The following is a 23305-nucleotide window of genomic DNA, read 5'->3' on the forward strand; positions in this document are numbered from 1 at the left end:
GTGAAGGGGCCGTGCGGCCAGGCGGCGGCTGGGCCCGCCGCAGCCCGGCTCCAGATACGAAACAGAACCTAGCGTAGTAGGAACGCGAGCTCGGTCTCCCACTTGTCGATGGGGGTCTCCGCGGGGTGGGTGTGGTAGATCTCCAGCCGGCAGCGCCAGACGTCGCCGGCGGGGGAGTCGTGGTGGTCGAACTCGAGGTCGCGCTCGTGCGCCCAGCCCAGCAGGTCGCCGGTGACCTGGAGGAGCTCGTCGGGGTGGCCGACGTGGGTGACGGTCGCGTATCGGCCCGCCGGTAGGACCTCGCCGAAGATGTCACCGCTGCCGCCGACAGGCATGTTGACGGGAACGCCGGCCTCGATCTCGAGGTCACCCTCCATGTCGATGGTGTTGTATTTGAGGAACGGCGCGCCGGCGGGTGCGATGCCGCGCTGGCGTAGGAACGCGAGCACGTCCGGAATGCGGTCGGCGATGTCGGCGATGGAGCTCATCGTCACCGTGCGCTTGATGGCGACGTAGTCCTGCGCCGGACGGTCGGTCACGCTGGGCTCGCTGCTCACAGCCGGGTCCTTCCTCGTGGCTTCATCGACCGGACCATTATGGGTGCGGGGTCCGACAGAATTCCGCCGCGCGTACCCGCGTCAGCTTTTCTGGCTCGTGAACTGGTCGACGTAGGCGTGCAACTCCATCTCGAAGAGCGCGCCCGGATCGGAGACCGCCCACCGCAGGTGGTGGAAGACCTCCATGGACACCAGCCCGTAGAGCCGTGACCAGCCACTGAGGAACGCCCAGGTGACCTCGATCGGATACTGGTCGCCGTGGCTGGCGCGCAGCGGCTCGAGATGGGCGGCGAGCCGCTCCTCCATCAGCGTCCGCGGCGGCGTGGCATAGCGTTCGCGCAGCCAGAGGGCGTTGATCGTCTCCATGAACGGGCGGCCGAACTCGACGCCCGGATGGTGCTCCTCGTCGCAGCTCTCCTGGAACGCGACGATGCCCGGCAGCGGGTTGCCGAGGATGAGGGCGAACTCGGCCGGATGCGCCACCGACCAGCCCCGGAACGCGCGCGCCATCGCCTTGACCTGGGTGACCGGGTCGTCGCCGGCGTCCTGCTTGGCCGTCGCCACGACCTCGGACAGCTCGGCGTAGAGATCGCCCGCCAGCGCCTCGACGAGCGCGTCGAGGCTGTCGAAATAGCGATAGATCGCGGGCGCGGTCATGCCCATCTCGCGGGCGATCGCCCGCAGCGAGATCGCGTCGGGGCCGCCGGTGACCAGCAGCCGCCGGGCCTCCTCCTTGATCTCCGAGAGGGTCGAGGTACGCAGGCGCTCACGCCGGGTCGGCGCGCTCAATCGCGAACTCCCTTGACTGCCGAGAACACTGTTGCCATAGTTAACGCCGTTCATCTTCCTAACGCTGTTCGTCAGTTTTGCACAGATCCGTGGGGGGATCCATGTTCGCGTGGTGGGGGCGGGCGGTCGTCCGGTTCCGTTGGGTCGTGCTGGCCGCGGCGGCGGCGCTGGTGCTGGTCGGGGCGGCCTGGGGTTCCGGGGTGTTCGGTGCCCTGACCGGCGGCGGGTTCGAGGATCCCAGCGCCGAGTCCACGAAGTTCCGCGAGCGCGTCGTCGCCGAGTTGGGCAACCAGGACGTCGACGTGCTCGTGCTCTACTCCGACGCCGGTGTTGCCGTCGACGACCCACGCTTCCGCGACCCGGTGACGGCGACGCTGGAGAAGGTCCGTGCGCTGCCCGAGGTCGCGAGCGTGACCAGCTTCTACGACACCCAGTCGCCGGCGCTGGTCTCCACCGACCGGCACGCCACCTACGCGATGGTGCAGCTCAAGGCGACAGACCCGGACGGCAAGACCTCCGCGTACGAGACGATCGAGCCGGCGTTGACCGCACCCGGGATCACCACGCGTACGGGCGGCACGATCCCGTTCCTGGACGAGGCCAACGAGCAGACCAGCGCCGACCTGGCCCGGGCGGAGATGTTCTCGCTGCCGGTCCTGCTCGTCCTGCTGGTCCTCATCTTCGGCGGCCTGGCCGCGGCCGCCACACCGCTGATGATCGGCGGCATAGCGATCCTCGGCTCGCTCGTGGTCGTGCGGCTGATCAACATGGTCACCGACGTGTCCGTCTTCGCGATCAACATCATCACGTTGATCGGTCTGGGCATGGCGGTCGACTACGCGCTGTTCATCGTCAGCCGGTTCCGGGAGGAGTTGGCCCACGGCCACGAGCCGCCTGCCGCGATCGCGCGCACCATGGCCACCGCGGGCCGCACGGTCCTGGTGTCCGGGCTGACCATCGCGCTCGCACTGGCCAGCCTGCTGATTTTCCCGCAGTCCTTCCTGCGCTCCATGGGGTTCGGCGGCCTCGCGGCGGTGCTGGTGGCGATGCTGGCCGCCCTCACCGCGCTGCCGGCCCTGCTCGTGGTGCTCGGGCACCGGATCAACGCCCTACGCGTGCCCCTGCCGTGGGGCCGCGGTCGGGGGCGCACCAGCGGCGACGGCGCGTGGGCGCGGATCGCCCGGAGCGTGATGCGCCGACCCATCGTGTACGCCGCGGGCGTCATCGTCATCCTCGGCGTCCTCGCGTCGCCGGTGCTGCGGATCGAGTTCGGTGGGTTCGACGAGCGGGTGCTGCCGCCGGGGTCCGAGCCGCGGGTGGTGTCCGACGCGATCAGCGCCGACTTCGCGGGCGGCACCGTCGGGCCGATCGAGGTGCTGGTCTCGGGCGGCGGCACCGCGGCATCGGAGCGGGTGGCGTCGTCCATCGCGGCGTTGCCGGACGTGACCGACGTCCAGGCCGCCGCGTCGCAGGGCGGCTCGTCGCTGCTCACCGTGACCTACCAGGGCGAGTCGACCGGCGACGCGGCCCAGGAGGTGGTGCGGGCGATCCGCGACCTACCGGAGCCGGCGGGCGTCGACGTCCTGGTCGGCGGCCGCACCGCGGCCGACATCGACCTGATCGACAGCCTGGTCGCGCACCTACCGTGGATGGCCTTGATCATGGCCTCAGCGACGCTCGTCCTGCTCTTCCTCGCCTTCGGTTCGATCGTGCTGCCGATCAAGGCGGTGCTGATGAACCTGGTCTCGATCGGCGCCTCGTTCGGTGTGGTCGTCTGGGTCTTCCAGGATGGGCACTTCGCGGACTTCCTGGGCTTCACGCCGACCGGTTTCATCGAGCCGAGCAATCCGATCCTGATGCTCGCCGTCCTGTTCGGACTCGCGACCGACTACGAGGTCTTCCTGCTGTCACGGGTGCGTGAGGAGTGGGATCGCGGCGGCGACAACACCGCCTCGGTCGCCTCGGGCCTCCAGCACACCGGCCGGATCATCACGGCGGCCGCGCTGCTGCTGATCGTGGTGGTGGCGGGCTTCGCGAGCGGCGGGATCGCCTTCATCAAGCTGATCGGCATCGGCATGATCGTGGCCATCATCGTCGACGCCACCCTCGTCCGACTACTGCTGGTCCCGGCGACGATGCGCCTGCTGGGCCGCTGGAACTGGTGGGCGCCGGGTCCGCTGGGCGCGATCTACCGCCGGTTCGGCATCCGCGAACTGGAGCCGCATCCGGCGGTGGCCAAGGAGGAGGCGTTGGCTGGGAGCGGCCGCGGCGACTGACGTCCGCGGGGTCGAGCATGGTGCGTCGGCGGTCGCGGAGCGGGGCTGGCCGGCCGCCGCGACTCGTCGACGTGCGTCGGCGGTCCCGGTTCTACCCGGCTTTCGCGGCTCGCCGGGCTGCCAGGGCAGCGCTGAAGGCGAGCGTGCCCGAGTAGCCGGCGAGGACGATCACGTGGAACAGGTAGAGCCACAGGAGGACGGCCACGACCGCGCCGATCGGGTCGAGGCCGCCGAAGGGGATGCCGAGGTCCAGTGGGAAGGAGGTGAACAGGACGAAGCCGTGCAGGAAGCCGGACAGGTTCGCCGCCGTGAAGGAGCCGACCAGGCAGGCGGGGAGCCAGTCGGGGCGGCCGGGGCCGACGACGCGGTACACCCAGATGAGCACCGGCGTCAGCACGAGCCAGACGGCCAGGAACGACAGGACCACGCCGAGCGCCAGTGCCCAGCCGCCCCGCCGGACCAGGCCCGTCGTGTAGGGCAGCGACGCGATCGTGGCCAGGACCAGCGCCGGTGCCGGCGCCAGCAAGGGGAGGAGCAGCAGGCGGCCGCGCCAGCCGATCAGGCGTTCGTCGCCCGGGCGCGCGACCGAGACGAAGGCCCGCCGCAGGCCCTCGCCGTAGAACGACGCCGGCAGCAGGGCCGCCACCGCCAACCACGGCGTCAGGGTCAGCCCGGCCTCGATCAGCGCCGCGACGGCCCGGTCGGCCCCGATCGACGCGGGCAGGGTCTCCGTCGCGTAGGAGGTCAGCCGCCGTACCCGGTCAGCGCCCGCGACCAGCCCGGTCAGCCAGAGCGCCAGCAGCGACACCGGCACGATCGCGATGGCGCCGTAAAAGGTGATCGCCGCCGCGTGCAGCGACAGGTCCCGCCCGCGAAGCGGCGCGAACGCGGTGCGCAGCACCCTCCCCAGGCCCTCGAACATGCCCTTCCTTTCCCTGAAAGGGCGCCCGACACTCACTAGCATCCCTGCACATGACGGTCTTCGAGACGGATCGGCTGATCGTTCGGCACTGGACGGAGAGCGACGCCGACGTGGCCCGGGTCTTCGACATCATGCGCCGCTGGGAGGTCGCCCGCTGGCTGGGCGCCGAGCCGCGCGTCCTGGAGAACGAGGCGGAGGCGTTGGGCTTCATCCAACGCTGGCGGGCCCGCGCGTCGGCGGACGACCGCTACGGGATCTGGGCGGTCGACGTCCGCGACACGGGCGTCACCGTCGGTTCGGTGCTGGTGGTCCCGCTGCCGGGGGTCGACAACGAGCCGACGACCGACATCGAGGTCGGCTGGCACCTGCACCCGGACTCGTGGGGAAACGGCTACGCGACCGAGGCCGGGCGGGCGGCCATCGAGCGGGCCTTCGGCGCAGGGCTCCAGGAGATCTTCGCGGTCATCCGGGAGGGGAACGCGCCCTCAGTGGCGGTGGCCCGTCGCCTCGGCATGGCGCCGATCGGCAAGCGCCGCGACTGGTACGGCGGGGTCGAGCTTGACACCTACCACTTGGCCGCCACGCCCGACTGATCCGGCGGGGCATCGGTGACCCGGCTGCCGGAACTACCCTCCTTCGGTGCGCATCGTCATCGTCGCCGCTCCTGACCGGCGGAGGCCGGTCGCGGCTCTCCGTTACGTGTCGCGCTGGCTGTTCCGCTGCTTCCACCTGTTGGGCCTCGCCGTGGTCGCGCTCGGCGTGTTCAGCGCGGTCGCCCTGCCCGGCGACCCGGTGCTCGACCTCGCGATCATCGCGCTCGGCCTGTTCGCCCTCGCGTACCCGACCGGGGTGGTCGCGGCCCTGCGCCGGCAACAGCGGGGCTATGCCCCGATCGAGATCGAGTACGAGATCCACGACGGCGGGATCATCACCAGGTACGCGGACGGCGAGGAGAAGCTGCGCTGGTCGGACCTGCAGCGGGCGGCGCTCCTGCCCGACCTCCTCCTGCTCTGGCTGGCCCGCAACCAGTACTTCCCGATCCCCGTGGACGGGCTCACGCCGGGGGAACGGGCGGAGCTGGCCGACGTGCTCGATCGGGAGGGTCTGCTGAACCGTCCCCGGCGCGGCCTGTGGACAACTTCGGACCCCGCCGCGCGATAGGGGAGAATGGCCCAGTGAGCGAAGCAGCCCGCGAGATCGTCCTGCTCGGCAGCACCGGGTCGATCGGCACCCAGGCCGTCGACATCGTGCGCCGCAACCCCGACCGGTTCCGGGTCGTCGCCCTCGGCGCCGGCGGCGGCAACGTCGGTTTGCTCGCCGCGCAGGCGCTGGAGCTGGGCGTCGAGGCGGTCGGCGTCGCCAAGGCGTCCGCGGCTCAGGACCTCCAGCTCGCCTTCTACGCCGAGGCGGCCCGCAAGGGCTACGCGACGGGCGACTTCCGCATCCCCAAGATCCTGGCCGGGCCGACCGCCATGGCCGAGCTCGCCGAGTGGCCCGCCGACCTGGTGCTCAACGGGGTGGTGGGCTCGCTGGGGCTGGCGCCGACCCTGGCCGCGCTGCGGGCCGGGCGGGTGCTGGCGCTGGCCAACAAGGAGTCGCTGATCGCCGGCGGCAGCCTGGTCAAGGCCGCGGTGACCCGGCCCGGTCAGCTCGTCCCGGTCGACTCCGAGCACTCCGCGCTCGCCCAGTGCCTGCGCTCCGGCGCCGAGCGCGAGGTGCGCAAGCTGGTCCTCACCGCCAGCGGCGGGCCGTTCCGGGGTCGGCGGCGCGACGAGCTGACCGAGGTCACGCCCGACGAGGCGCTGGCGCACCCCACCTGGAACATGGGCCCGGTGGTCACGATCAACTCGGCCACCATGGTCAACAAGGCGCTCGAGGTGATCGAGGCGCATGAGCTGTTCGACGTCGCCTACGACGACATCCAGGTGGTCGTGCACCCACAGTCGGTGATCCACTCCATGGTGGAGTTCTTCGACGGGTCGACGATCGCCCAGGCGAGCCCGCCCGACATGCGACTACCGATCTCGCTGGGCCTGGGCTGGCCCGACCGGGTCGCCGACGCCGCCCGGCCGGTCGACTGGAGCACCGCCAACACCTGGACCTTCGAGCCGCTCGACGACGCCGCCTTCCCCGCGGTCGAGCTGGCCAAGGCGGCCGGGCGGGCGGGACGGTGCCGTCCGGCGATCTACAACGCCGCCAACGAGGAGTGTGTGGCCGCGTTCACGGCCGGCCGGTTGCCGTTCCTCGGCATAGTGGACACCGTGGAGCAGGTTCTGACCGCGGCGCCCGATTTCGGCGAACCAGGTACCGTCGATGACGTGCTCGCCGCGGAGACGTGGGCCCGGGAGCAGGCGCGCGAACTAATCGGGTCAGCGGTGAGGGGAGCCTGATGCTGTATCTGGCCGGGGTGGTGGGCTTCGCCCTTGTGATCCTGATATCGGTCAGCCTGCACGAAGCCGGGCACATGCTCACCGCCAAGCGGTTCGGCATGAAGGTCACCAAATACTTCGTGGGCTTCGGCCCGACGCTGTGGTCCTTCAAGCGCGGCGAGACCGAATACGGCATCAAGGGCATCCCCCTCGGCGGCTTCTGCAAGATCGTCGGCATGACGCCGCAGGACGACGACGTCGACCCGGCCGACGAGCCCCGGGCCATGTGGCGGTTCCCGCTCTGGAAGCGCACCGTCGTGATGAGCGCGGGTTCGATCACCCACTTCCTGCTGGCGGTCGTCGCGCTCTGGTTCGCGGCCATCTTCATGGGCCTGCCCAACCCGGCGCTCGACGGGCCGCAGCCGGCCTACGTCAAGGTCACCAACTGCGTCATCGTCGGTGCGACGGCCGACAACCGCGACTGCATCCCCGGCGACCCGGCCAGCCCGGCCAAGCAGGCGGGCCTGCAGGACGACGACAAGATCACCGCGGTCAACGGGGTCCTGGTGCCGACCTACGCCGACCTCGTCAACCAGATCCGCAAGCTGCCGGCGGGCTCGCAGGCGACGATCAACTACGAGCGGGCCGGCGCCCAGCAGCAGGTCAACGTCTCGCTCGCCTCGGTGCAGCGGCCGCCGGTCGGCGACCCCACCGGTCCGGTCAGCAACGTGAGCGCGCTCGGCGTGGCCGGCCCGGTCCCGCCGCCCGGCGTGCCGATCATGGTCAAGAGCAACCCGATCGAGGCGTTCCCGGCGACCGCGAAGTTCACCGGCAACCTCGCCGTCGACACGGTGCACTCGCTGCAGCGGATCCCGCAGAAGGTCCCGGCGCTCTGGGACGCCATCACCGGCGCGCCGCGCGACGCCGACACCCCGATCAGCGTCGTCGGTGCCAGCCGCCTCGGTGGCGAGGCCGTCGAGCACAGCGCGTGGGAAGTCGTTGTCCTGCTGTTCGTCTCGTTGAACTTCTTTATTGGCGTGTTCAACCTGCTGCCGCTGCTACCACTTGACGGTGGGCACATCGCGATCGCCTGGTTCGAACGGATCCGGTCGTGGTTCGCCGCGCGGTTGGGGAAGCCCGATCCAGGGCACGTCGACTACTTCAAACTGATGCCCGTTACGTACGCGGTTATCCTGATCGGTGGGGCTTTTACGCTCCTGACGATCACTGCTGACATCATCAACCCCATCACGCTCTTCTAGAACCCGCACAACTCGTTCCGAGGTGAGTGTTCCTGTGACCGCGATCAGTCTGGGTATGCCGGCCGTCCCGCCCCCGCCGCTGGCTCCACGGCGGCAGAGCCGGCAGATCCACGTCGGCTCGGTGCCGGTCGGTGGTGGGGCACCGGTGTCCGTCCAGTCGATGACGACCACGCTGACCGCCGACATCAACGCGACGCTGCAGCAGATCGCCGAGCTCACGGCGTCGGGCTGCCAGATCGTCCGGGTGGCCGTGCCGTCGCAGGACGACGTCGAGGCGCTGCCCGCGATCGCCAAGAAGTCGCAGATCCCGGTGATCGCCGACATCCACTTCCAGCCGCGGTACGTGTTCGCGGCGATCGACGCCGGCTGCGCCGCCGTCCGGGTCAACCCGGGCAACATCCGGCAGTTCGACGACAAGGTCAAGGAGATCGCCGCCGCGGCGTCGGCCGCCGGCGTGCCGATCCGGATCGGCGTCAACGCGGGCTCGCTCGACAAGCGGCTGCTGCAGAAATACGGCAAGGCCACGGCGGAGGCCCTGGTCGAGTCGGCGCTCTGGGAGTGCTCGCTGTTCGAGGAGCACGGCTTCCGCGACATCAAGATCTCGGTGAAGCACAACGACCCGGTCGTGATGATCCGCGCCTATCGGCAGCTCGCCGAGCAGTGCGACTACCCGCTGCACCTCGGCGTCACCGAGGCGGGCCCGGCCTTCCAGGGCACGATCAAGTCCGCGGTCGCCTTCGGCGCCCTGCTCGCCGAGGGCATCGGCGACACGATCCGGGTGTCGCTCTCCGCGCCGCCGGTCGAAGAGGTCAAGGTCGGTCAGCAGATCCTCGAGTCACTCGGCCTGCGCGAGCGCGGCCTCGAGATCGTCTCGTGCCCGTCCTGCGGGCGGGCCCAGGTCGACGTCTACAAGCTGGCCGAAGAGGTCACCGCGGGGCTCGAAGGCCTGCCGGTGCCGCTGCGCGTCGCCGTCATGGGCTGCGTGGTCAACGGTCCGGGCGAGGCGCGCGAGGCCGACCTCGGCGTGGCGTCCGGCAACGGCAAGGGCCAGATCTTCGTCAAGGGCCAGGTCATCAAGACGGTGCCCGAGGCCCAGATCGTCGAGACCCTGATCGCCGAGGCGGTCCGCCTGGCCGAGGAGATGGGCGCGGACCTGCCGGAGGAACTCCGCGAGCTCGCGGTCGGCCCGACGGTCACCGTCCACTAGCCAGCAGCACCCGAAGGCTCCGCCGACCCGACCGGGTCCGCGGAGCCTTCGTCGTTCGCGCACAGGCCGGTTCTCGCGCGCGCCGCGCCCCTGGCGCCGCCGGAAGCGGCGAGCTTCGCTCGGGCGCGGCGCCGCGGGTGTCGCGCGGTGAAGGCCGCCGGGGGTCGTGATTTTGACGCTGCGGGCGGATGGCGCTCGATGGCCGCGCTTTGGACCGGAGGCCGGACGCCGGAGGCCGGACGCGGTATGCGCTTGGGCCGTCGGACCCGGGCGCCTGAGGCTGGGTTACCGGAGGCCCAGGTGGTTCGCGACGCTGCGCAGCCAAGGCGAAGGCTCCGCGAACCAGAAACAGTTCGCGGAGCCTTCGTACCGCGCCCCCCACAGCCGCGGCCTACCAGAACCCGGCCGACCGCGAGCCGCGGCCGAGCCGAGCCCGCCACGTCAAGGCGCGCCCCCGACGCGCCGCGAACCCCCGTGGTTCGCGGCGCGAGCGGCGCGCGACGTCGTCACCGGGTGCCGGGGTCTTCGGCCAGGATCGCGTAGAGCTTGCGCCGGGCCTCGTCGAGCACCTCCGCCGCGCGGGTGCGCTGGTCGTCCGTGCCGTTGCGGAGTACCTGGCGGAGGGCGTTCATCGTGCCCATCGCCGCCTCGCGGATGTCGTGCCAGCTGTTGACCGTGCCCGCCGCCTCGAAGGCGCTCCACGGCGCCTGCTCGGCCGCCTGCGTGGCCTCGGCCTGGCCCGCCTCCGTCAGCGAGAAGCTCTTGCGGCCACCCTCGCTCGTACTGACGATCAGCCCCTCGTCCTCCAGCAGCTGAAGGGTGGGATAGACCGAGCCCGGGCTCGGGCGCCACATGCCGCCCGTACGCTGCTCGAGCTCCTGGATCATCTCGTAGCCGTGCATGGGCCGCTCGGTGAGCAGCGCCAGCAGGGCCGCGCGGACGTTTGCCCGGCGGCCGCCCCGGCCGCGCCCGCGTGGCCCGCCCGGGCCCCCGCCGAAACCGCCGAAGCCGCCGCCCCAGCCGAAGTCGCCGCCGGGGAAGCCGTGTCCGCGCATGCGGGCCGCATCGCCATGGCCATGGTGATGCCCGCCGCGATGAAAGTTCTCTCGTTGGAACCTCATAGGTCCTCCTCCGATCTGTTGTCGATACGTTGACGATATATCGGCAATGCATCGACGACAACACGCAGTGGCCTGGACCACACATGGAAAGAGAGCCCACCAAACCGGGGGAGGTCGTCCGCGCGGTGATCTGGCACGCTTGAGGGCGTGTTGATGGTGCCCGTCCGGCAGCTCGGCGAGACCGAGCGGGGAGCGGTCGAGCGCCTCCTGGACACCGACCCCTACGGCGCCGCGCAGGTGGCCGAGCGTGTCGCCGCGCGCGGCCTCGCCTGGTGGCGCGCCGACGGGCGGATCTTCGGGTACGGGTCGCGCCGCCACGTCGAAGCGCTCTGCTGGCTCGGCGGCCACCTGACGCCCGTCCACGCCGGCCCGCCGGCCGTCGCCGCGTTCGCCGAGCGGCTCGCCGCCGAGGACCGCACCTGCTCGTCGATCGTCGGCCGCGCCGACGCCGTCCTCGGTCTCTGGGAACGGCTCTCCGCCCACTGGGGCCCGGCCCGCGAGGTCCGACCCCAGCAGCCGCTGCTGATGGCCGACTCGATGCCCGATGTCAGCCCCGATCCCGGCGTCCGGGTCGTCCGCACCGACGAGACCGACGCGCTCTTCCCCGCCGCGGTCGCGATGTACACCGAGGAGGTCGGCGTCTCGCCCCTCGTCGACGACGGCGGTGTCGGCTACCGGCGTCGCGTCGCCGACCTGGTCCGCGCCCGCCGCGCGTACGCCCGCTTCGTGGACGGCGAGGTGGTCTTCAAGGCCGAGCTCGCGGTCGTCACCCGGCACACCGCGCAGGTCCAGGGCGTCTGGGTCGCGCCGAACTGGCGCGGCAAGGGGATCGCGGCACCCGCGCTGGCCGCGGTCATGCGCGACGCGCTGCGCCGGGTCGCGCCGACGGTCAGCCTCTACGTCAACGACTTCAACGAGCCGGCCCGGCGGGCGTACGCGCGGTGTGGCTTCTCCTCGGTCGGCGAGTTCGCCACCGTCCTCTTCTGAAGCCGAAGCTGAAGCGCCCTCGTCCCATCACGTGGGATTCCTAAGCAAATGCACGATTGCCGGATTCCGCCCATCCCCTACGCTAAGTGACGGCGCAGATACCACATGTCACTGGAGGTCCTCGGGTGGGCAGGATCGAGAAGAAGGTCTCCGAGGGCACGACCAAGTACTACTGGTACCCCGGCGACAAGCGTGAGTGGAAGCGGGCCGCGATCGCCGTCGGCATCGGGATCGGCGTCTTCCTCATGCTCTACGTGCTGAACCGGGACCTCCTGCCGGCGGTCGTCGGCGGCACCTCGGTCACCGCGGGCGTCACGGGACTCAACTTCGGTCGCCGCGACGCGCGCGCCCTCAACACGTTCCCCAACCTCACCGGCCGCGCCGCGCGCCTAGCCGCGGTCGCGCAGACGGGACGGGCGGCGTGGCGCGGACTCGTGCACGGCTTCGGCGGTGCGGCCGCCGCCGTGCTGATCCTCAACCTGCCGCACACCGGCATCGTCGCCGACTGGGTCCTGCCCGTCGTGCCGGCGGTGGTCGGCGCGCTCGCCCACCAGGCCGGCATGATCGCCGAACAGCTGCCCTCGACGACCAAAGCGTCGACCAAGGCGCCGACCACGGCCCCGGCCAATGCGCCGGCGACCCCCGTACCGGCTGGTGAAGGCGCAAAATAGGTACGACGCGGGTCGCTCCGCTCCGCCGTGGGGAATGAGTATGCTCGGGCGCGACCATGAGCCCCAGCGACATCGAACGAAGGCGGACGATGGAACAGTCGAGGGCGCTACCGACGGAGGTCGATCTCAGCCGGCCGAGCGCCGCCCGGGTCTACGACTATTTCCTGGGCGGTGCGCACAATTTCGAGATCGACCGACAGCTCGCCGAACAGATCGCGGCGATGACACCCAACCTGGCCGACACGATGCGCGCCGGCCGGGCCTTTCTGCGCCGCGCCGTCGCCGAACTGACGCGACTGGGCGTCGACCAGTTCCTCGACATCGGTTCGGGCATTCCGACCGTGGGCAACGTGCACGAGGTGGCCCAGGCCATCAATCCCGAAGCGCGGATCGTCTATGTCGACATCGATCCGGTCGCGGTGGCGCACAGTCGGTCCATTCTGGAGGACAATCCGCGTACGGCAGTCGTACAGGCCGATGTCCGTGATCCCGCCTACATCATCGCGGAAGCGAAGAAGACGGGGCTCGTCGACTTCTCCCGACCGGTCGGTGTGCTGCTCGCCGGCGTCGTCCACTTCGTACCCGACGACGACGATCCGGAGCGCCTGATGGCGGTGCTGCGCGATGCCGTGGCGCCAGGCAGCTATCTGGTCATCTCGCATTCGACCTATGAGGACCAACCGCAGGAGATGCTGGACGCGCAGAAGCTCTCCGCGCGCACCGCGACCGAGATCACGCTGCGCTCCAAGGCCGCTGTCACCGCGTTCTTCGGCGACTGGGAGCTGCTCGAACCCGGCGTCGTCCACATGCCACTGTGGCGACCGGACTCACCGGACGACGTCGACGACAACCCCGCCCGGTTCGGCGCCTTCGGTGGGGTCGGCCGAAAGCCGACCGTGGGCTGAACATGGCACTCTCCGCCCCGGAGATCAGCACGTCGGGCGCACAGCGCTACGCCGGGCGATGGATGCGTGCCATCGCCCGGCGGCCGTTCGTACCCATGTCGTCCGACCAGGTCGAAAGCCTGCTCACCGAGCACACCGTGCGGCTCGCGGAGGCGTTGCGGGCCGACGAGTTCAGCCCGGAGGCGGCCGTCGCGGTGGGCCGGGCACTGGTCGAGGCCAACCTGACCGAGCCCGAGGCGCTGGGTTGGACGCTGGGGGCGCTGGCCGACCATCTCGTCGACGACGTCGTGCCCGGCCTCGACCGGCCCGACCTGGCCGCGCGGATCACGGCGTCACAGGCCGCGCTGGCGGAGAGTTTCGCGTGGGCGTTGCGGGACCGCACGTTCGCGCAGCAGGAGCGGATCAGCCGCTCCGCGTGGGAGGCGCGCAACGAGGCGGAGCGGGCGTTGCGCGACAGCGAGGCCAAGTTCCGCGCGGTGTTCAGCGGCGCCGCGATCGGCATCGGCATCGCCGACGTGTCCGGCCAGATCCTCGACGTCAACCAGGCGTTCGCCAACATGCTCGGCTACTCGCGCGAGGAGATGCGCGAGATCAACGTCGGCGACCTGTTCTACGCCGAGGACCGGCCCGGGATGGTCGCGCTCTACGAGGAGATGCTGGAAGGCAAGCGCGATCGCGTACGCATGGAGAAGCGCTACTTCCGCAAGGACGGCAGCGAACTCTGGACCGACCTCGCGGTCAGCCTGATCCGCCACGACGACGGGCGCCCCCGCTACACGGTGGCGATGGTCCAGGACATCACCGAGCGGTACGCGCTGCAGCAGCGCCTGCGTTTCCAGGCGTTGCACGACCCGTTGACCGGCCTGCCCAACCGCACGCTGTTCTTCGAACGGCTGGAAGCGGTGCTGCGACAGCCGGCGGAGCAGCGCCGGATCGGGGTCTGCTTCCTCGACCTCGACGGCTTCAAGGCCATCAACGACACGCTCGGCCACGACGTCGGCGACAAGCTGCTCATCGTCGTCGCCCGCCGGCTCGCCGAGGCGGTGGCGGGAGCGGGCCATCTGGTCGCCCGGATGGGCGGCGACGAGTTCGTCATCCTGGTCGCCGACGTCGACCAGGACGGCACCGCGGTCGAGGTGGCGGAGGCGGCGCTGCGGGCCGTGGCCGAGCCTGTCTACATCGGAGCGCACCAGCTCGCCGTCTCGGCCAGCGTGGGCATCGTCGACCGGTTCGTCGCCGACGGCGCGGCCACGGAGCTGATGAAGGCCGCCGACACGACTCTCTACTGGGCCAAGGCCGAGGGCGGTCGCGGGAGGTGGGCCCGGTACGACCCGGAGCGGGCGGCCCGCGAGGCGACGAGCACCGCGCTGGCGGCGGCCCTGCCGGCGGCGCTCAGCCGTGACGAGTTCGTCGTCGAATATCAACCGATCGTCTCGCTCGGCAGCGGCACGATCCGCGCCGTGGAGGCGTTGATCCGCTGGCAGCACCCGACGCTCGGGCTGCTCTCTCCCGACCAGTTCATCGGGCTGGCCGAGGAGACCGGGCTGATCGTACGCCTGGGCCAATGGGTCCTGGAACGGTCCTGCGTCGAGGCCGGGCGGTGGCACAAGGAGTTCCCGCGGGCCCGGCTGATGGTCAGCGTCAACCTGTCGCCGCGCCAGGTCAGCGATCCCGAGATCGTCGACCAGGTGGCCGGGGCGCTGCGGGCCAGCGGGCTGCCGCCCGACCTGCTGCAACTCGAACTGACCGAGAGCGCCGTGATGGCCACGGGCGGCGAGCCGGTGCGGGCGCTGCGGAAGCTGGCGGACACGGGCGTACGCCTGGCGATCGACGATTTCGGCACCGGTTATTCGAACCTCGCCTATCTGCGGCAGTTGCCCCTGCACACCCTGAAGCTGGCCGGGCCGTTCGTCGACGGGATGCGCGCGCAGGATCCGGCGAGCGTGGTCGCCGAGCGGATCGTCGACGCGCTGGTGCGGCTGGCGCACGCGATCGGGCTGTCGGTGACGGCGGAGTCGGTGGAGACGGCGGAACAGGCGGAAGGGTTGACGGCGCTCGGCTGCGACTGCGGGCAGGGCCGGTATTTCGGCACACCGGTGGAGGCGTCGGCGATCGCCGCCCTGTTGCGCGCCGCGGAGACGCCTTTGTAATGGACAGCCGGGCGGGCACGGGCCGATGACGGCCGCGCGCCCGCCCGCCGCCTCGCGCCGGAGCGATGAGAGAGGTTAATCGCGCCGGTGCGATCGCGCTTGCCGAGTGCGCGGAGTCTTCGGGGCCCCTCTTGACCTGGCTCCAAGCATGCGTTATGCGGCTGATCGCGGCAACGTATTTGTCGGTGGGTGCCGGCATGATGTCCGGGTGGACCTCCTCGCCGACACCGACTTCCGCCGCTACTGGCTGGCCCGCATGGTGTCGGTCACGGGGTCGCTGGTCACCTACGTCGCCCTGCCGGTCCTGATCTACTCGGTCACCGGGTCGAGCCTGTGGACGGCGTTCGTGGTCGTCGCCGAGGGCCTGCCCTACCTCTGCTTCGGGCTGTTCGCCGGCGCGCTGGCCGACCGGCTCGACCGCCGGCGGCTGATGGTCGTCGCCGACGTGGCCAACGCGTTCGTGCTGGGCTCGGTCCCCGTGGCCTACGCGTTCGGCGTGCTGACGGCCCCACACGTGCTGGTCGTCGCGTTCCTGACCCACATCCTGTTCGTCTTCTTCGACGCCGCCAACTTCGGTGCGCTGCCGGCGCTGGTCGGCCGCGCCCGGATCGCCTCGGCCAACTCCGCCGTGCACGGTGGCGGCACCGTGCTGGAACTCGTCGTGCCCGGCCTCGCCGGCGTCGCGCTCACCCTGGTCACACCGGCGCCGCTGCTGCTGGTCGACGCGGTCTCGTTCGCGGTCTCGGCGTTGCTGGTGCGGGCGATCGCGACGCCCCTGCAGGCCGCGGTCGCGGGATCGGGGCCGAGTGCGGGCCTGCTGCGCGACATCCGCGAGGGCGTGGTCTTCCTCAGCCGGCAACCGATCGTGCGTACGCAGACCATCGTCGGCTGCCTGCAGTCGATGACCGGCGGCGCCTTCATGGGGCAGTTCGTGCCGTGGTTGGACCAGACCTTGGGCGTACGGCCGACCAACGACGCCCGACTAGGTGTCCTCTATGGAGTCTGGGGCGCCGGTGGCATCGTGGCGGCCCTGGTGTTCCCGCGCCTGGCCCGGCGGATCGGCGAGCCCCGGGTGACGCTCTGGTTCCTGCCGTTGTCGGCGCTGTTCGGGCTGGCCTGCGGGGTGGCGACGAGTTGGGTGGCGGTGGCCTGCCTGCTGGCGCTGTGGGCGGTGGTCTACTCGCTGGTCATCCTCAACGCGATCACGCTGCGGCAGCGGGTGACGCCCGACCGCCTGCAGAGCCGGGTCAACACCGCGGGCCGGATGGTGTCGTTCGGGCTCGGGTGGCCGGTCGGGGCGCTGGCCGGTGGTCTGGTCGCCGACGCGTCGAGCCCGCGGGCGGCGATCGTGACGTCGGCGGCGATGAGCGGGGTCGGTGTGCTCGTGGCCTGGCTCTCGCCGTTGCGCCGGCTGGCCGGGGAGCCGATCCCGGACGCCGATGACTCGCCGGCGGCCGGTGGCCTGGCCGGCCTACCGCCCGACGGTGCGGCCCAGGTCGAGTTGGTCGCGACGGGTGCGGAGAAGGCCAAGAGCAGCGAGCGGATCGTGACGCCGGCCGGGCCGGAGGTGAGCCCGACGGAGGCGGACCGGGAGGGGCGGTAGGTCAAGGAACTGGCCGACTTCGACCGGGCGGAGCAACAGGAGGGGGCGCCCGGCAACGGACGGACGCCCGATCGCCGGCCGCTTCAGCCCGCGTGGCGGACGCGGGTGTTCTCCGGGTCGTACAACGGCTCCTGGGTGACCGTGGCCGGCTGCCACGTGCCGAACATGCCCACCTCGACGCGTTCGCCCGTCTCCACCGCGGCGGGCAGGTAGGCGTAGGCGATCGACGCCTCCACGCGGTGGCCGTAGCCGCCGGAGGTGACGCGGCCGCGCGGCTCGCCGCCGACCCGCACCGGTTCCGTGCCCAGGCAGACCGCCGTCGGGTCGTCCAGCACCAGGCAGCGCAGGCGGCGGGTCGGGGTCGTGGCGCGCAGGGCCGCGCTGCCGAGGAAGTCCTTGTCGCGGCGCACCGCGAACGACAGGCCCGCCTCGTCGGGCGTGGTCTCCGGCGTGATGTCGGAGCCCCACACCCGGTAGCCCTTCTCCAGCCGCATCGACTCGATCGCGCGATAACCGGCGGGCCGCAGGCCGTCCGGGCCGCCCGCCGCGACCAGCAGGTCCCAGAGGGTCAGCAGATACTCGGTGCTCGCGTAGAGCTCCCAGCCGAACTCGCCGACGAAGGTGACCCGCTGGGCCAGCACCGGCACCGGGCCGATGGTGACCCGGGAGGCGCGCATGAAGCGGGTGTCCAGGTCGCCGTCGACCAGCGGCGTCACGATCTCCCGGGCCGCGGGGCCCCACAGGCACAGGCAGCCGTACGCCCCGGTGACGTCGTCGATCCGGACGCTGTCGGGGGCGTGGCGGCGGAGCCAGGCGGCGTCCCTGACGCCGGATGCGGTGCTGGTCACGATGCGGAAATGGTCGTCGGCCAGGCGGGTCACGGTCAGGTCGGCCTCGATGCCGGCGCGGGCGTTGAGCAACTGGGTGTACGCGACGCCGCCGACCGGGCGGTCCACGTCGTTGGCGCACATCCACTGCAGGAAGTCGACCGCGCCCCGGCCCCGGACGTCGAGCTTGGCGAACGACGACTGGTCGAACAGGCCCGCCGCCGTCTCGGTGGCCCGGCACTCGGCGGCGATCGCGGGCGACCAGGTGCGGCCGGCCCAGCCCGCGGGCCGCGTGGCCGCCGGGTCGTCGGCGCGGGCGGGGAACCAGTTGACCCGCCCCCAACCGGCCTTCTCGCCCAGCGCGGCGTCGACGGTGCGGGGCCAGACGGCCGAGCGGCGCAATGGGCGTCCGGCGGTCCATTCGGTGTGCGGATAGACCACGTCGTAGTAGCGGGAGTACGCGTCGAGCGCCTTGGCGGTCGCCCACGCGCGGCTGGCCGCGTGCGCGCCGAACCGGCGGATGTCCATATGGGACACGTCGTATTCCGGTTGGCCGTCGACGATCCACTCGGCCATGACCTTGCCGACGCCGCCGGCGGCCGCGAGGCCGTGTACGCAGAATCCCGCCGCCACCCAGAAACCGCGCACCGCGGTCTCGCCGAGCAGGAACTCGCCGTCAGGTGTGAAGGCCTCCGGTCCGTTGACGACGCGGGCGATCGACGCGTCGCGCAGGGTGGGCACGCGGTGCTGGCCCGCTGCCCACGACTCGGCGAAAAGGTCCAGCTCCGGGGCGAACAGGGCGCGGGGGGAGGCGAGCGGTGGCCCTGACTCGGGCCAGCACACCGACGGTGTGCGGATATACCCGCCGATCAGCAGGCCGTCGGGGTGCGCCGGGTCGTCGGAGCCGCGGAAGTAGACGATGTGGTCCGGGTCGCGGACGGTCGGCAACGACGGCACTCCGGCCAGCGGGAGCGGCGAGCTGACGACGTACTGGTGTTTGATCGGCACCACCGGCACGGCGACGCCGGCCAGCGCGGCGACGTGTCCGGCCGCCGCGCCGGCCGCGTCCACGACGATCTCCGTCGCCACCGGCCCGCGCGTGGTGACGATGCCGGTCACGCGGCCGTCGGCGACCGTCACGCCGGTGACCTCGGTGCCCGTCACGAACTCGACGCCGAGTGCCCGGGCTCCGGCCGCGAGGGCGCCGGCCAGCGCGGCCGGTCGCAGGTAGCCGTCGCCGGGCAGCCAGCCGGCCAGTCTCACGTCGTCGACCGCGAGCCAGGGCATGCGGGATTTCAGCTCGGCGGGGGTCAGCAGTTCCAGGTCGAGTCCGTAGGTTGTGGCCGCCGATGCCTGGCGGAGCAGTTCCTCGACCCGTTCCTGGGTGGTCGCCAGGCGCACGCCGCCGACGCCGCGCCAGCCGGGGTCGAGGCCGGTCCGGCCGGCGAGCTCGGCGTAGAGCCCGGACGAATACATGATCATGCGGGTCTGGCTGATCGTCGACCGGAGCTGGCCGACGAATCCCGCCGAGTGCCACGTCGTGCCCTCGGTCAGCTCGTGGCGCTCCACGACCAGCACGTCCGTCCAGCCGAGCCGGGCGAGGTGGTAGGCGATGCTGCAGCCCGCGACCCCGCCGCCGACGATCACGACTTGCGCATCCGTCCGCACAGGGGAGTCGTACCACCAAAAAGGTCTGACCAAATCAGCTGTCCGGTCAGTGAACTTTTAACCTCGTGAGTATTGACCGATGTGATCACGGAGGTCAACACTCCCGCCTAGGCCCTGGTCCGTATCCGGGGTCCGGGGCATGCGGAGGCGGGCATGCGGATGGCGGAGCGACCCGAGGTCGACGCGGTGCTGCGCCGCGTCTCGCTCTTCGCCGGGCGGCCGGTGCGGGTGACGCCGGTCGCGGGCGGGCTGTCGCACCACATCTGGCGGGTCGACGCGGGCGGGCGCAGCTACCTGCTGCGGGTGCTCGAGCCGGCGGTCTCCGCGGCGGGCCTCGGAATCCCGCCGGAGCAGGAGATCGAGAACACCCTGCGGGCGGCCGAGAGCGGCGCCGGGGCGCGGGTGATCGAGGTCCTGCCGGACGTACCCGCGCTGGTCCTGCAGTTCCTGCCGGGGCGGACGCTGCACGCCGACGACGTGCGTACGCCCGAGGTGATCACGAAGATCGCCGCCGCGTGCCGGACGCTGCACGGCGGCCCGGCGTTCGCGAACGGGTTCGACATCCTCGAGAAACGGCGCGAGCTGCTCGGCATCTGCGCCCGGCACGGCCTGCGGGTGCCGGACGGCTACGCCGAGCGGGATTCCACCGTGGACGCGATCGCTAAAACGCTCGAAAAAAGACCATTGGCGAAGCGGCCGTGCCACAACGACCTGCTTCCGGAGAATTTCATCGACCTCGCCGGCGACGTACGCATCGTCGACTACCAGCTGTCCGGCAACAACGACCCCGCTTTCGAGCTGGGTGACATAGCGGCCGAGGCCGACTTCGACCCCGACCGGACGGCGGCGCTCGCGTCCGCCTACTTCGGCACGGAGACCGGGCCCGCGCTGACCGCGCGCGTCCGGCTGCACCTGATCCTGTCCAACGTCACCTGGACGCTCTGGTTCTCCGTGCACCACGGCCTGCTCCGCACGCCCGGGTCGACCTTCGACTACTGGCGCGAGGCGGCCGACAAATGGGCCCGGGCGACCCGCGATCTGGACGCACCCGAACTGGGTCGGCTGATCGACGCCGCCGCGGGCCGCACGGCAACCCCGTTATGAGCACCCGGGAGGTGTAGCAGTGACGACCACGTCGCCCGAGACGGGTGAGCAGCCACTGGACGACGATGCCCAGCGGCTCGCGGAGCTCGGTTACAAGCAGGAACTCCGGCGTAAATGGAGCGGGTTCTCCAACTTCGCCATCTCGTTCTCCATCATCTCGATCCTGGCCGGCTGCTTCACCACCTTCGGGCAGGCCTGGAACAACGGCGGCCCGATCGCGATCTCGTGGGGTTGGCCGCTCATCTCGATCTTCATCCTGATCATCGGCCTGTGCATGTCGGAGCTCGTCTCCGCGTACCCGACCGCCGGCGGGATTTACTGGTGGGCCGCGAAAATGGGCAAGCCGGTGCACGGCTGGTTCACCGGCTGGCTCAACCTGGTCGGCCTGATCGCGGTCACGGCGTCGGTCGACTACGGCTGCGCGACGTTCCTCAACCTCACGCTGTCGGCGCTGTTCGACGGCTGGGCCGGCACGCTCAACCAGGCGTTCCTGCTCTTCGTGATCATCCTGGCCCTGCACGGCATCATCAACATCTGGGGCCACGCGATCATCGACATCCTGCAGAACGTCTCGGTCTGGTGGCACGTGGCCGGCGCCGCGGCGGTCGTGCTGATCCTGATCATCGTGCCGGACGACCACCAGAGCTTCCAGTTCGTCTTCACCGAACGCTTCAACAACTCCGGCTTCGGCGACGGTGACCACAATGGACTGATGTTCTGGTTCTTCATCCTGCCGCTCGGCTTCCTGTTGACCCAGTACACGATCACCGGCTTCGACGCGTGCGCGCACGTCTCGGAGGAGACCCGCGGCGCCTCGCACGCTGCGGCCCGGGGCCTGTGGCAGTCCATCTTCTATTCCGCCATCGGCGGCTGGATTCTGCTGCTGGCCTTCCTGTTCGCCGCCACCGACGTGGAAGCCGTCAATGCCGCCGGCGGCTTTTCGGGCGCCATCTTCGAAACGGCGCTTACCCCGGTCTTCTTCAAGATCGTCATCATCATCAGTACGATCGGCCAGTTCTTCTGCGGCATGAGCTGCGTGACCTCGATGTCCCGGATGACGTACGCCTTCAGCCGTGACCGCGCGGTCCCCGGCTGGCGCCTCTGGTCGAAGGTCAACCGCGACGGCACCCCGGTGTACGCGATCATCGCCGGCACCGTCGCCGGCGGCGTGCTCACGCTCCCGGCGCTGTACCAGTACAACGGCATCCCGATCGCGTTCTACGCGGTGGTCTCGGTGGCGGTCATCGGCCTCTACCTGGCGTTCCTGATCCCGATCGCGCTGCGATTGCGGATGGGCGACGCCTTCCGGCCGGGCCCGTGGACACTCGGCCGCCGCTACAAGGTGCTGGGCTGGATCGCGGTGATCGAAATCGCGATCATATCGATTTATTTCATCATGCCGTTCACCCCGGCCGCGGTCCCGTTCAGCGAAGATTTCACCTGGAGCGCGGTGAACTACGCACCGCTCGCAGTGGGCGGCGTACTCCTCGCGGTCTGGGTATGGTGGCTCGTCTCCGCACGCCACTGGTTCACCGGCCCGCGCCGAACGATCGAGGAATCGGACGCCGCTCCCGCGGACGCGTGGAAGACGCCCTAAGTTCTCAGGCTCTCTGTTTCCCTCACGGCCGGCGCCGCGCCGGTCGTGGGGGAAGGGCCAGATTCGCTTCATTTGGGGGTACGCACGATGCCCACCGATGCCGGCCGCAAGCCTGCCCCGCGCCAGGTGCAGGAGACGTTGCGGGAAGGGGACGATCAGTCCGGCGGGGCCGGCGCAGTGATCTCGCGGGCGGCGGTGGGCGGGTCCGGAATTGATCCGGGGTCTGTTGGGGGCGGGGCCGGCACTGCGATCCCGCGGGCCGCGGCGGGTCGGTCCGACCTTGACGCAGCGTCCGGGGAAGCGGTTGGCGGTCCGACGGGGGAGGCGGCGGCCCCGTCGGACCAAGCCGACGCCGACGACGCCGCGCCAGAGCAACGTCGCGAGCGGGGCGCGAAGGCGAAGCTGCGGTTCGCCGGCGGCCAGGCCGTGCGGTTCGACGTGCAGGGCCCGCTGCACAGGCCGAAGCGCGTGCGGAAAGCGGCCAAGCCGCCCGCCGCGGAGGCCGGCGTGCCGGCGAAAGTCACGGGCGTGCCGCTGTGGCGGCCCGTACGCGGTGGCAACGCCTTTGAGATCACCGTTTCGCGGCTTGCGCAGGCGATCCGGTTGGGGCTCGTCGGGACCGGTGACCGGTTGCCCGCCGAGCGGGAGTTGGCCGAGCGGCTCCAGGTCAGTCGGGTCACCCTGCGGGAGGCCATCCGGGCGCTGCGGGAGGCCGGCATTCTCGAGTCGCGGCGCGGTCGTACCGGTGGGACCTTCATCGTCGCGCCCATCGGCGTCGTGCTCGACAAGGGACGGAAGGCCTTCGTCCGACCGGCGGGCGGCGGCGGTGCCGTGGAGCTCGCCCGGCAGATGGGCGACTCGCTGCACGACGCCCTCGACTTCCGGCGGGTTCTGGAGCCCGGCGCCGCGGGGCTGGCCGCCACCCGTACCCTCGCCGCCGTTGATCGGCAGCAGCTCGTCGCCTGCCTGGCCGCCTCCCGGAACCGGGATCCGGCCACGCGGCGTGTCGCCGACTCGCGGCTCCATCTCGCCATCGCCGCCGCCGGCGGAAGCCCCTCGCTGGCCGCCGCGATCGCCGACGTGCAGCTCACCCTCGACCGGCTGCTGGCCAGCATTCCGGTGATCAAGAAGAACCTGGACCACTCCGACCGGCAACACACCCGGGTCGTCGACGCGATTCTCGCCGGTGACGCCGCCGCCGCGCGGGCCACGATGGAGGAGCACTGCGACGCGACCGCCGAGCTGCTGCGCGGTTTGCTCGGATGATTGACGCGGTAATGGTTTACGAGT

At 71.0% G+C, this 23305-nt stretch carries 19 protein-coding genes; 14 read left to right on the plus strand and 5 right to left on the minus strand.

The annotated features are described in order from the left end of the window. Positions 1-68: 68 nt before the first annotated feature. Together Asi02nite_RS13445 and Asi02nite_RS13450 are read right to left on the minus strand one after the other, a co-directional pair. Positions 69-557 (minus strand): GyrI-like domain-containing protein, encoded by a 489-nt coding sequence (locus Asi02nite_RS13445; protein ID WP_203712948.1) that lies wholly within the window; start codon positions 555-557, stop codon positions 69-71. Between the two features lie 81 nt (positions 558-638). Continuing rightward, positions 639-1346 (minus strand): TetR/AcrR family transcriptional regulator, encoded by a 708-nt coding sequence (locus tag Asi02nite_RS13450; RefSeq protein WP_203712949.1) that lies wholly within the window; start codon positions 1344-1346, stop codon positions 639-641. A 101-nt stretch (positions 1347-1447) separates the two neighbouring features. On the opposite strand from Asi02nite_RS13450, the gene Asi02nite_RS13455 reads away from it, so the two are divergent. Next, positions 1448-3622, plus strand: coding sequence for an MMPL family transporter (locus Asi02nite_RS13455; RefSeq protein ID WP_203712950.1), 2175 nt, complete (start codon positions 1448-1450; stop codon positions 3620-3622). 91 nt (positions 3623-3713) lie between these two features. Here the strand turns inward: Asi02nite_RS13455 and Asi02nite_RS13460 are convergent, their stop codons facing one another. After that, the gene (locus tag Asi02nite_RS13460) at positions 3714-4544 is read right to left on the minus strand and encodes a YhjD/YihY/BrkB family envelope integrity protein (RefSeq protein ID WP_203712951.1); all 831 of its coding nucleotides are present in this window, start codon (positions 4542-4544) and stop codon (positions 3714-3716) included. A 50-nt stretch (positions 4545-4594) separates the two neighbouring features. Between Asi02nite_RS13460 and Asi02nite_RS13465 the strand changes: the two genes are divergently transcribed. From Asi02nite_RS13465 to ispG, 5 genes are read left to right on the plus strand one after another with little or no spacing between them, the layout of a single operon-like run. Further along, entirely contained in the window at positions 4595-5137 is a 543-nt protein-coding gene (locus tag Asi02nite_RS13465) for a GNAT family N-acetyltransferase (protein ID WP_203712952.1), read from the plus strand. Between the two features lie 46 nt (positions 5138-5183). Next, positions 5184-5705 carry a YcxB family protein gene (locus Asi02nite_RS13470; protein WP_203712954.1) on the plus strand — a complete coding sequence of 174 codons (522 nt, stop codon included), beginning with the start codon at positions 5184-5186 and terminating at the stop codon, positions 5703-5705. 35 nt (positions 5706-5740) lie between these two features. Next, positions 5741-6934 (plus strand): 1-deoxy-D-xylulose-5-phosphate reductoisomerase, encoded by a 1194-nt coding sequence (gene dxr, locus Asi02nite_RS13475; protein ID WP_203713010.1) that lies wholly within the window; start codon positions 5741-5743, stop codon positions 6932-6934. After that, the gene (locus Asi02nite_RS13480; protein WP_203712955.1) at positions 6934-8175 is read left to right on the plus strand and encodes a M50 family metallopeptidase; all 1242 of its coding nucleotides are present in this window, start codon (positions 6934-6936) and stop codon (positions 8173-8175) included. The genes dxr and Asi02nite_RS13480 overlap by 1 nt, the downstream gene beginning before the upstream one ends. A 34-nt stretch (positions 8176-8209) precedes the next feature. After that, a complete protein-coding gene (ispG, locus tag Asi02nite_RS13485) occupies positions 8210-9382 on the plus strand; it encodes a flavodoxin-dependent (E)-4-hydroxy-3-methylbut-2-enyl-diphosphate synthase (protein ID WP_203712957.1) in 1173 nt (390 codons plus the stop codon). A gap of 506 nt (positions 9383-9888) precedes the next feature. On the opposite strand, the gene Asi02nite_RS13490 is transcribed toward ispG, so the two are convergent. Beyond that, entirely contained in the window at positions 9889-10437 is a 549-nt protein-coding gene (locus Asi02nite_RS13490) for a PadR family transcriptional regulator (RefSeq protein WP_239126691.1), read from the minus strand. Between the two features lie 213 nt (positions 10438-10650). Between Asi02nite_RS13490 and Asi02nite_RS13495 the strand changes: the two genes are divergently transcribed. The 5 genes from Asi02nite_RS13495 to Asi02nite_RS13515 all read left to right on the plus strand — a co-directional run bounded on the left by Asi02nite_RS13495 (position 10651) and on the right by Asi02nite_RS13515 (position 16819). Continuing rightward, complete coding sequence (locus Asi02nite_RS13495; RefSeq protein ID WP_203712961.1) at positions 10651-11490, plus strand: GNAT family N-acetyltransferase; 840 nt, start codon at positions 10651-10653, stop codon at positions 11488-11490. Between the two features lie 125 nt (positions 11491-11615). Beyond that, on the plus strand, positions 11616-12161 hold the full coding sequence (locus Asi02nite_RS13500) for a hypothetical protein (protein ID WP_203712963.1): 546 nt from the start codon (positions 11616-11618) through the stop codon (positions 12159-12161). An 89-nt stretch (positions 12162-12250) separates the two neighbouring features. Further along, positions 12251-13066 (plus strand): SAM-dependent methyltransferase, encoded by an 816-nt coding sequence (locus Asi02nite_RS13505; protein WP_203712965.1) that lies wholly within the window; start codon positions 12251-12253, stop codon positions 13064-13066. A gap of 2 nt (positions 13067-13068) precedes the next feature. Beyond that, entirely contained in the window at positions 13069-15216 is a 2148-nt protein-coding gene (locus Asi02nite_RS13510; RefSeq protein ID WP_203712967.1) for a putative bifunctional diguanylate cyclase/phosphodiesterase, read from the plus strand. Positions 15217-15424: 208 nt separating this feature from the next. Further along, on the plus strand, positions 15425-16819 hold the full coding sequence (locus Asi02nite_RS13515; protein ID WP_203712969.1) for an MFS transporter: 1395 nt from the start codon (positions 15425-15427) through the stop codon (positions 16817-16819). Between the two features lie 83 nt (positions 16820-16902). Here Asi02nite_RS13515 and Asi02nite_RS13520 read toward each other — a convergent pair whose 3' ends face one another. Next, positions 16903-19314 carry a GcvT family protein gene (locus Asi02nite_RS13520; protein ID WP_203712971.1) on the minus strand — a complete coding sequence of 804 codons (2412 nt, stop codon included), beginning with the start codon at positions 19312-19314 and terminating at the stop codon, positions 16903-16905. A 153-nt stretch (positions 19315-19467) separates the two neighbouring features. Between Asi02nite_RS13520 and Asi02nite_RS13525 the strand changes: the two genes are divergently transcribed. From Asi02nite_RS13525 to Asi02nite_RS13535, 3 genes are all read left to right on the plus strand, one after another. Then, positions 19468-20418 (plus strand): choline/ethanolamine kinase family protein, encoded by a 951-nt coding sequence (locus Asi02nite_RS13525; RefSeq protein WP_203712973.1) that lies wholly within the window; start codon positions 19468-19470, stop codon positions 20416-20418. 19 nt (positions 20419-20437) lie between these two features. After that, positions 20438-22015 (plus strand): amino acid permease, encoded by a 1578-nt coding sequence (locus Asi02nite_RS13530; protein ID WP_203712975.1) that lies wholly within the window; start codon positions 20438-20440, stop codon positions 22013-22015. A gap of 468 nt (positions 22016-22483) precedes the next feature. Further along, positions 22484-23281 carry a FadR/GntR family transcriptional regulator gene (locus Asi02nite_RS13535; RefSeq protein WP_203712977.1) on the plus strand — a complete coding sequence of 266 codons (798 nt, stop codon included), beginning with the start codon at positions 22484-22486 and terminating at the stop codon, positions 23279-23281. Positions 23282-23305 lie beyond the last annotated feature (24 nt).

The sequence above is a fragment of the Asanoa siamensis genome, assembly GCF_016862555.1.
GTDB classification, from domain to species: domain Bacteria; phylum Actinomycetota; class Actinomycetes; order Mycobacteriales; family Micromonosporaceae; genus Asanoa; species Asanoa siamensis.

Bases quoted from the DNA above. Each gene is read 5' to 3' on its own strand.
- Asi02nite_RS13455 (WP_203712950.1), top strand. From the start codon at position 1,448: ATGTTCGCGTGGTGGGGGCGGGCGGTCGTCCGGTTCCGTTGGGTCGTG.
- Asi02nite_RS13460 (WP_203712951.1), bottom strand. From the start codon at position 4,544: ATGTTCGAGGGCCTGGGGAGGGTGCTGCGCACCGCGTTCGCGCCGCTT.
- Asi02nite_RS13465 (WP_203712952.1), top strand. From the start codon at position 4,595: ATGACGGTCTTCGAGACGGATCGGCTGATCGTTCGGCACTGGACGGAG.
- Asi02nite_RS13480 (WP_203712955.1), top strand. From the start codon at position 6,934: ATGCTGTATCTGGCCGGGGTGGTGGGCTTCGCCCTTGTGATCCTGATA.
- Asi02nite_RS13490 (WP_239126691.1), bottom strand. From the start codon at position 10,437: ATGCGCGGACACGGCTTCCCCGGCGGCGACTTCGGCTGGGGCGGCGGC.
- Asi02nite_RS13505 (WP_203712965.1), top strand. From the start codon at position 12,251: ATGGAACAGTCGAGGGCGCTACCGACGGAGGTCGATCTCAGCCGGCCG.
- Asi02nite_RS13510 (WP_203712967.1), top strand. From the start codon at position 13,069: ATGGCACTCTCCGCCCCGGAGATCAGCACGTCGGGCGCACAGCGCTAC.
- Asi02nite_RS13525 (WP_203712973.1), top strand. From the start codon at position 19,468: ATGCGGATGGCGGAGCGACCCGAGGTCGACGCGGTGCTGCGCCGCGTC.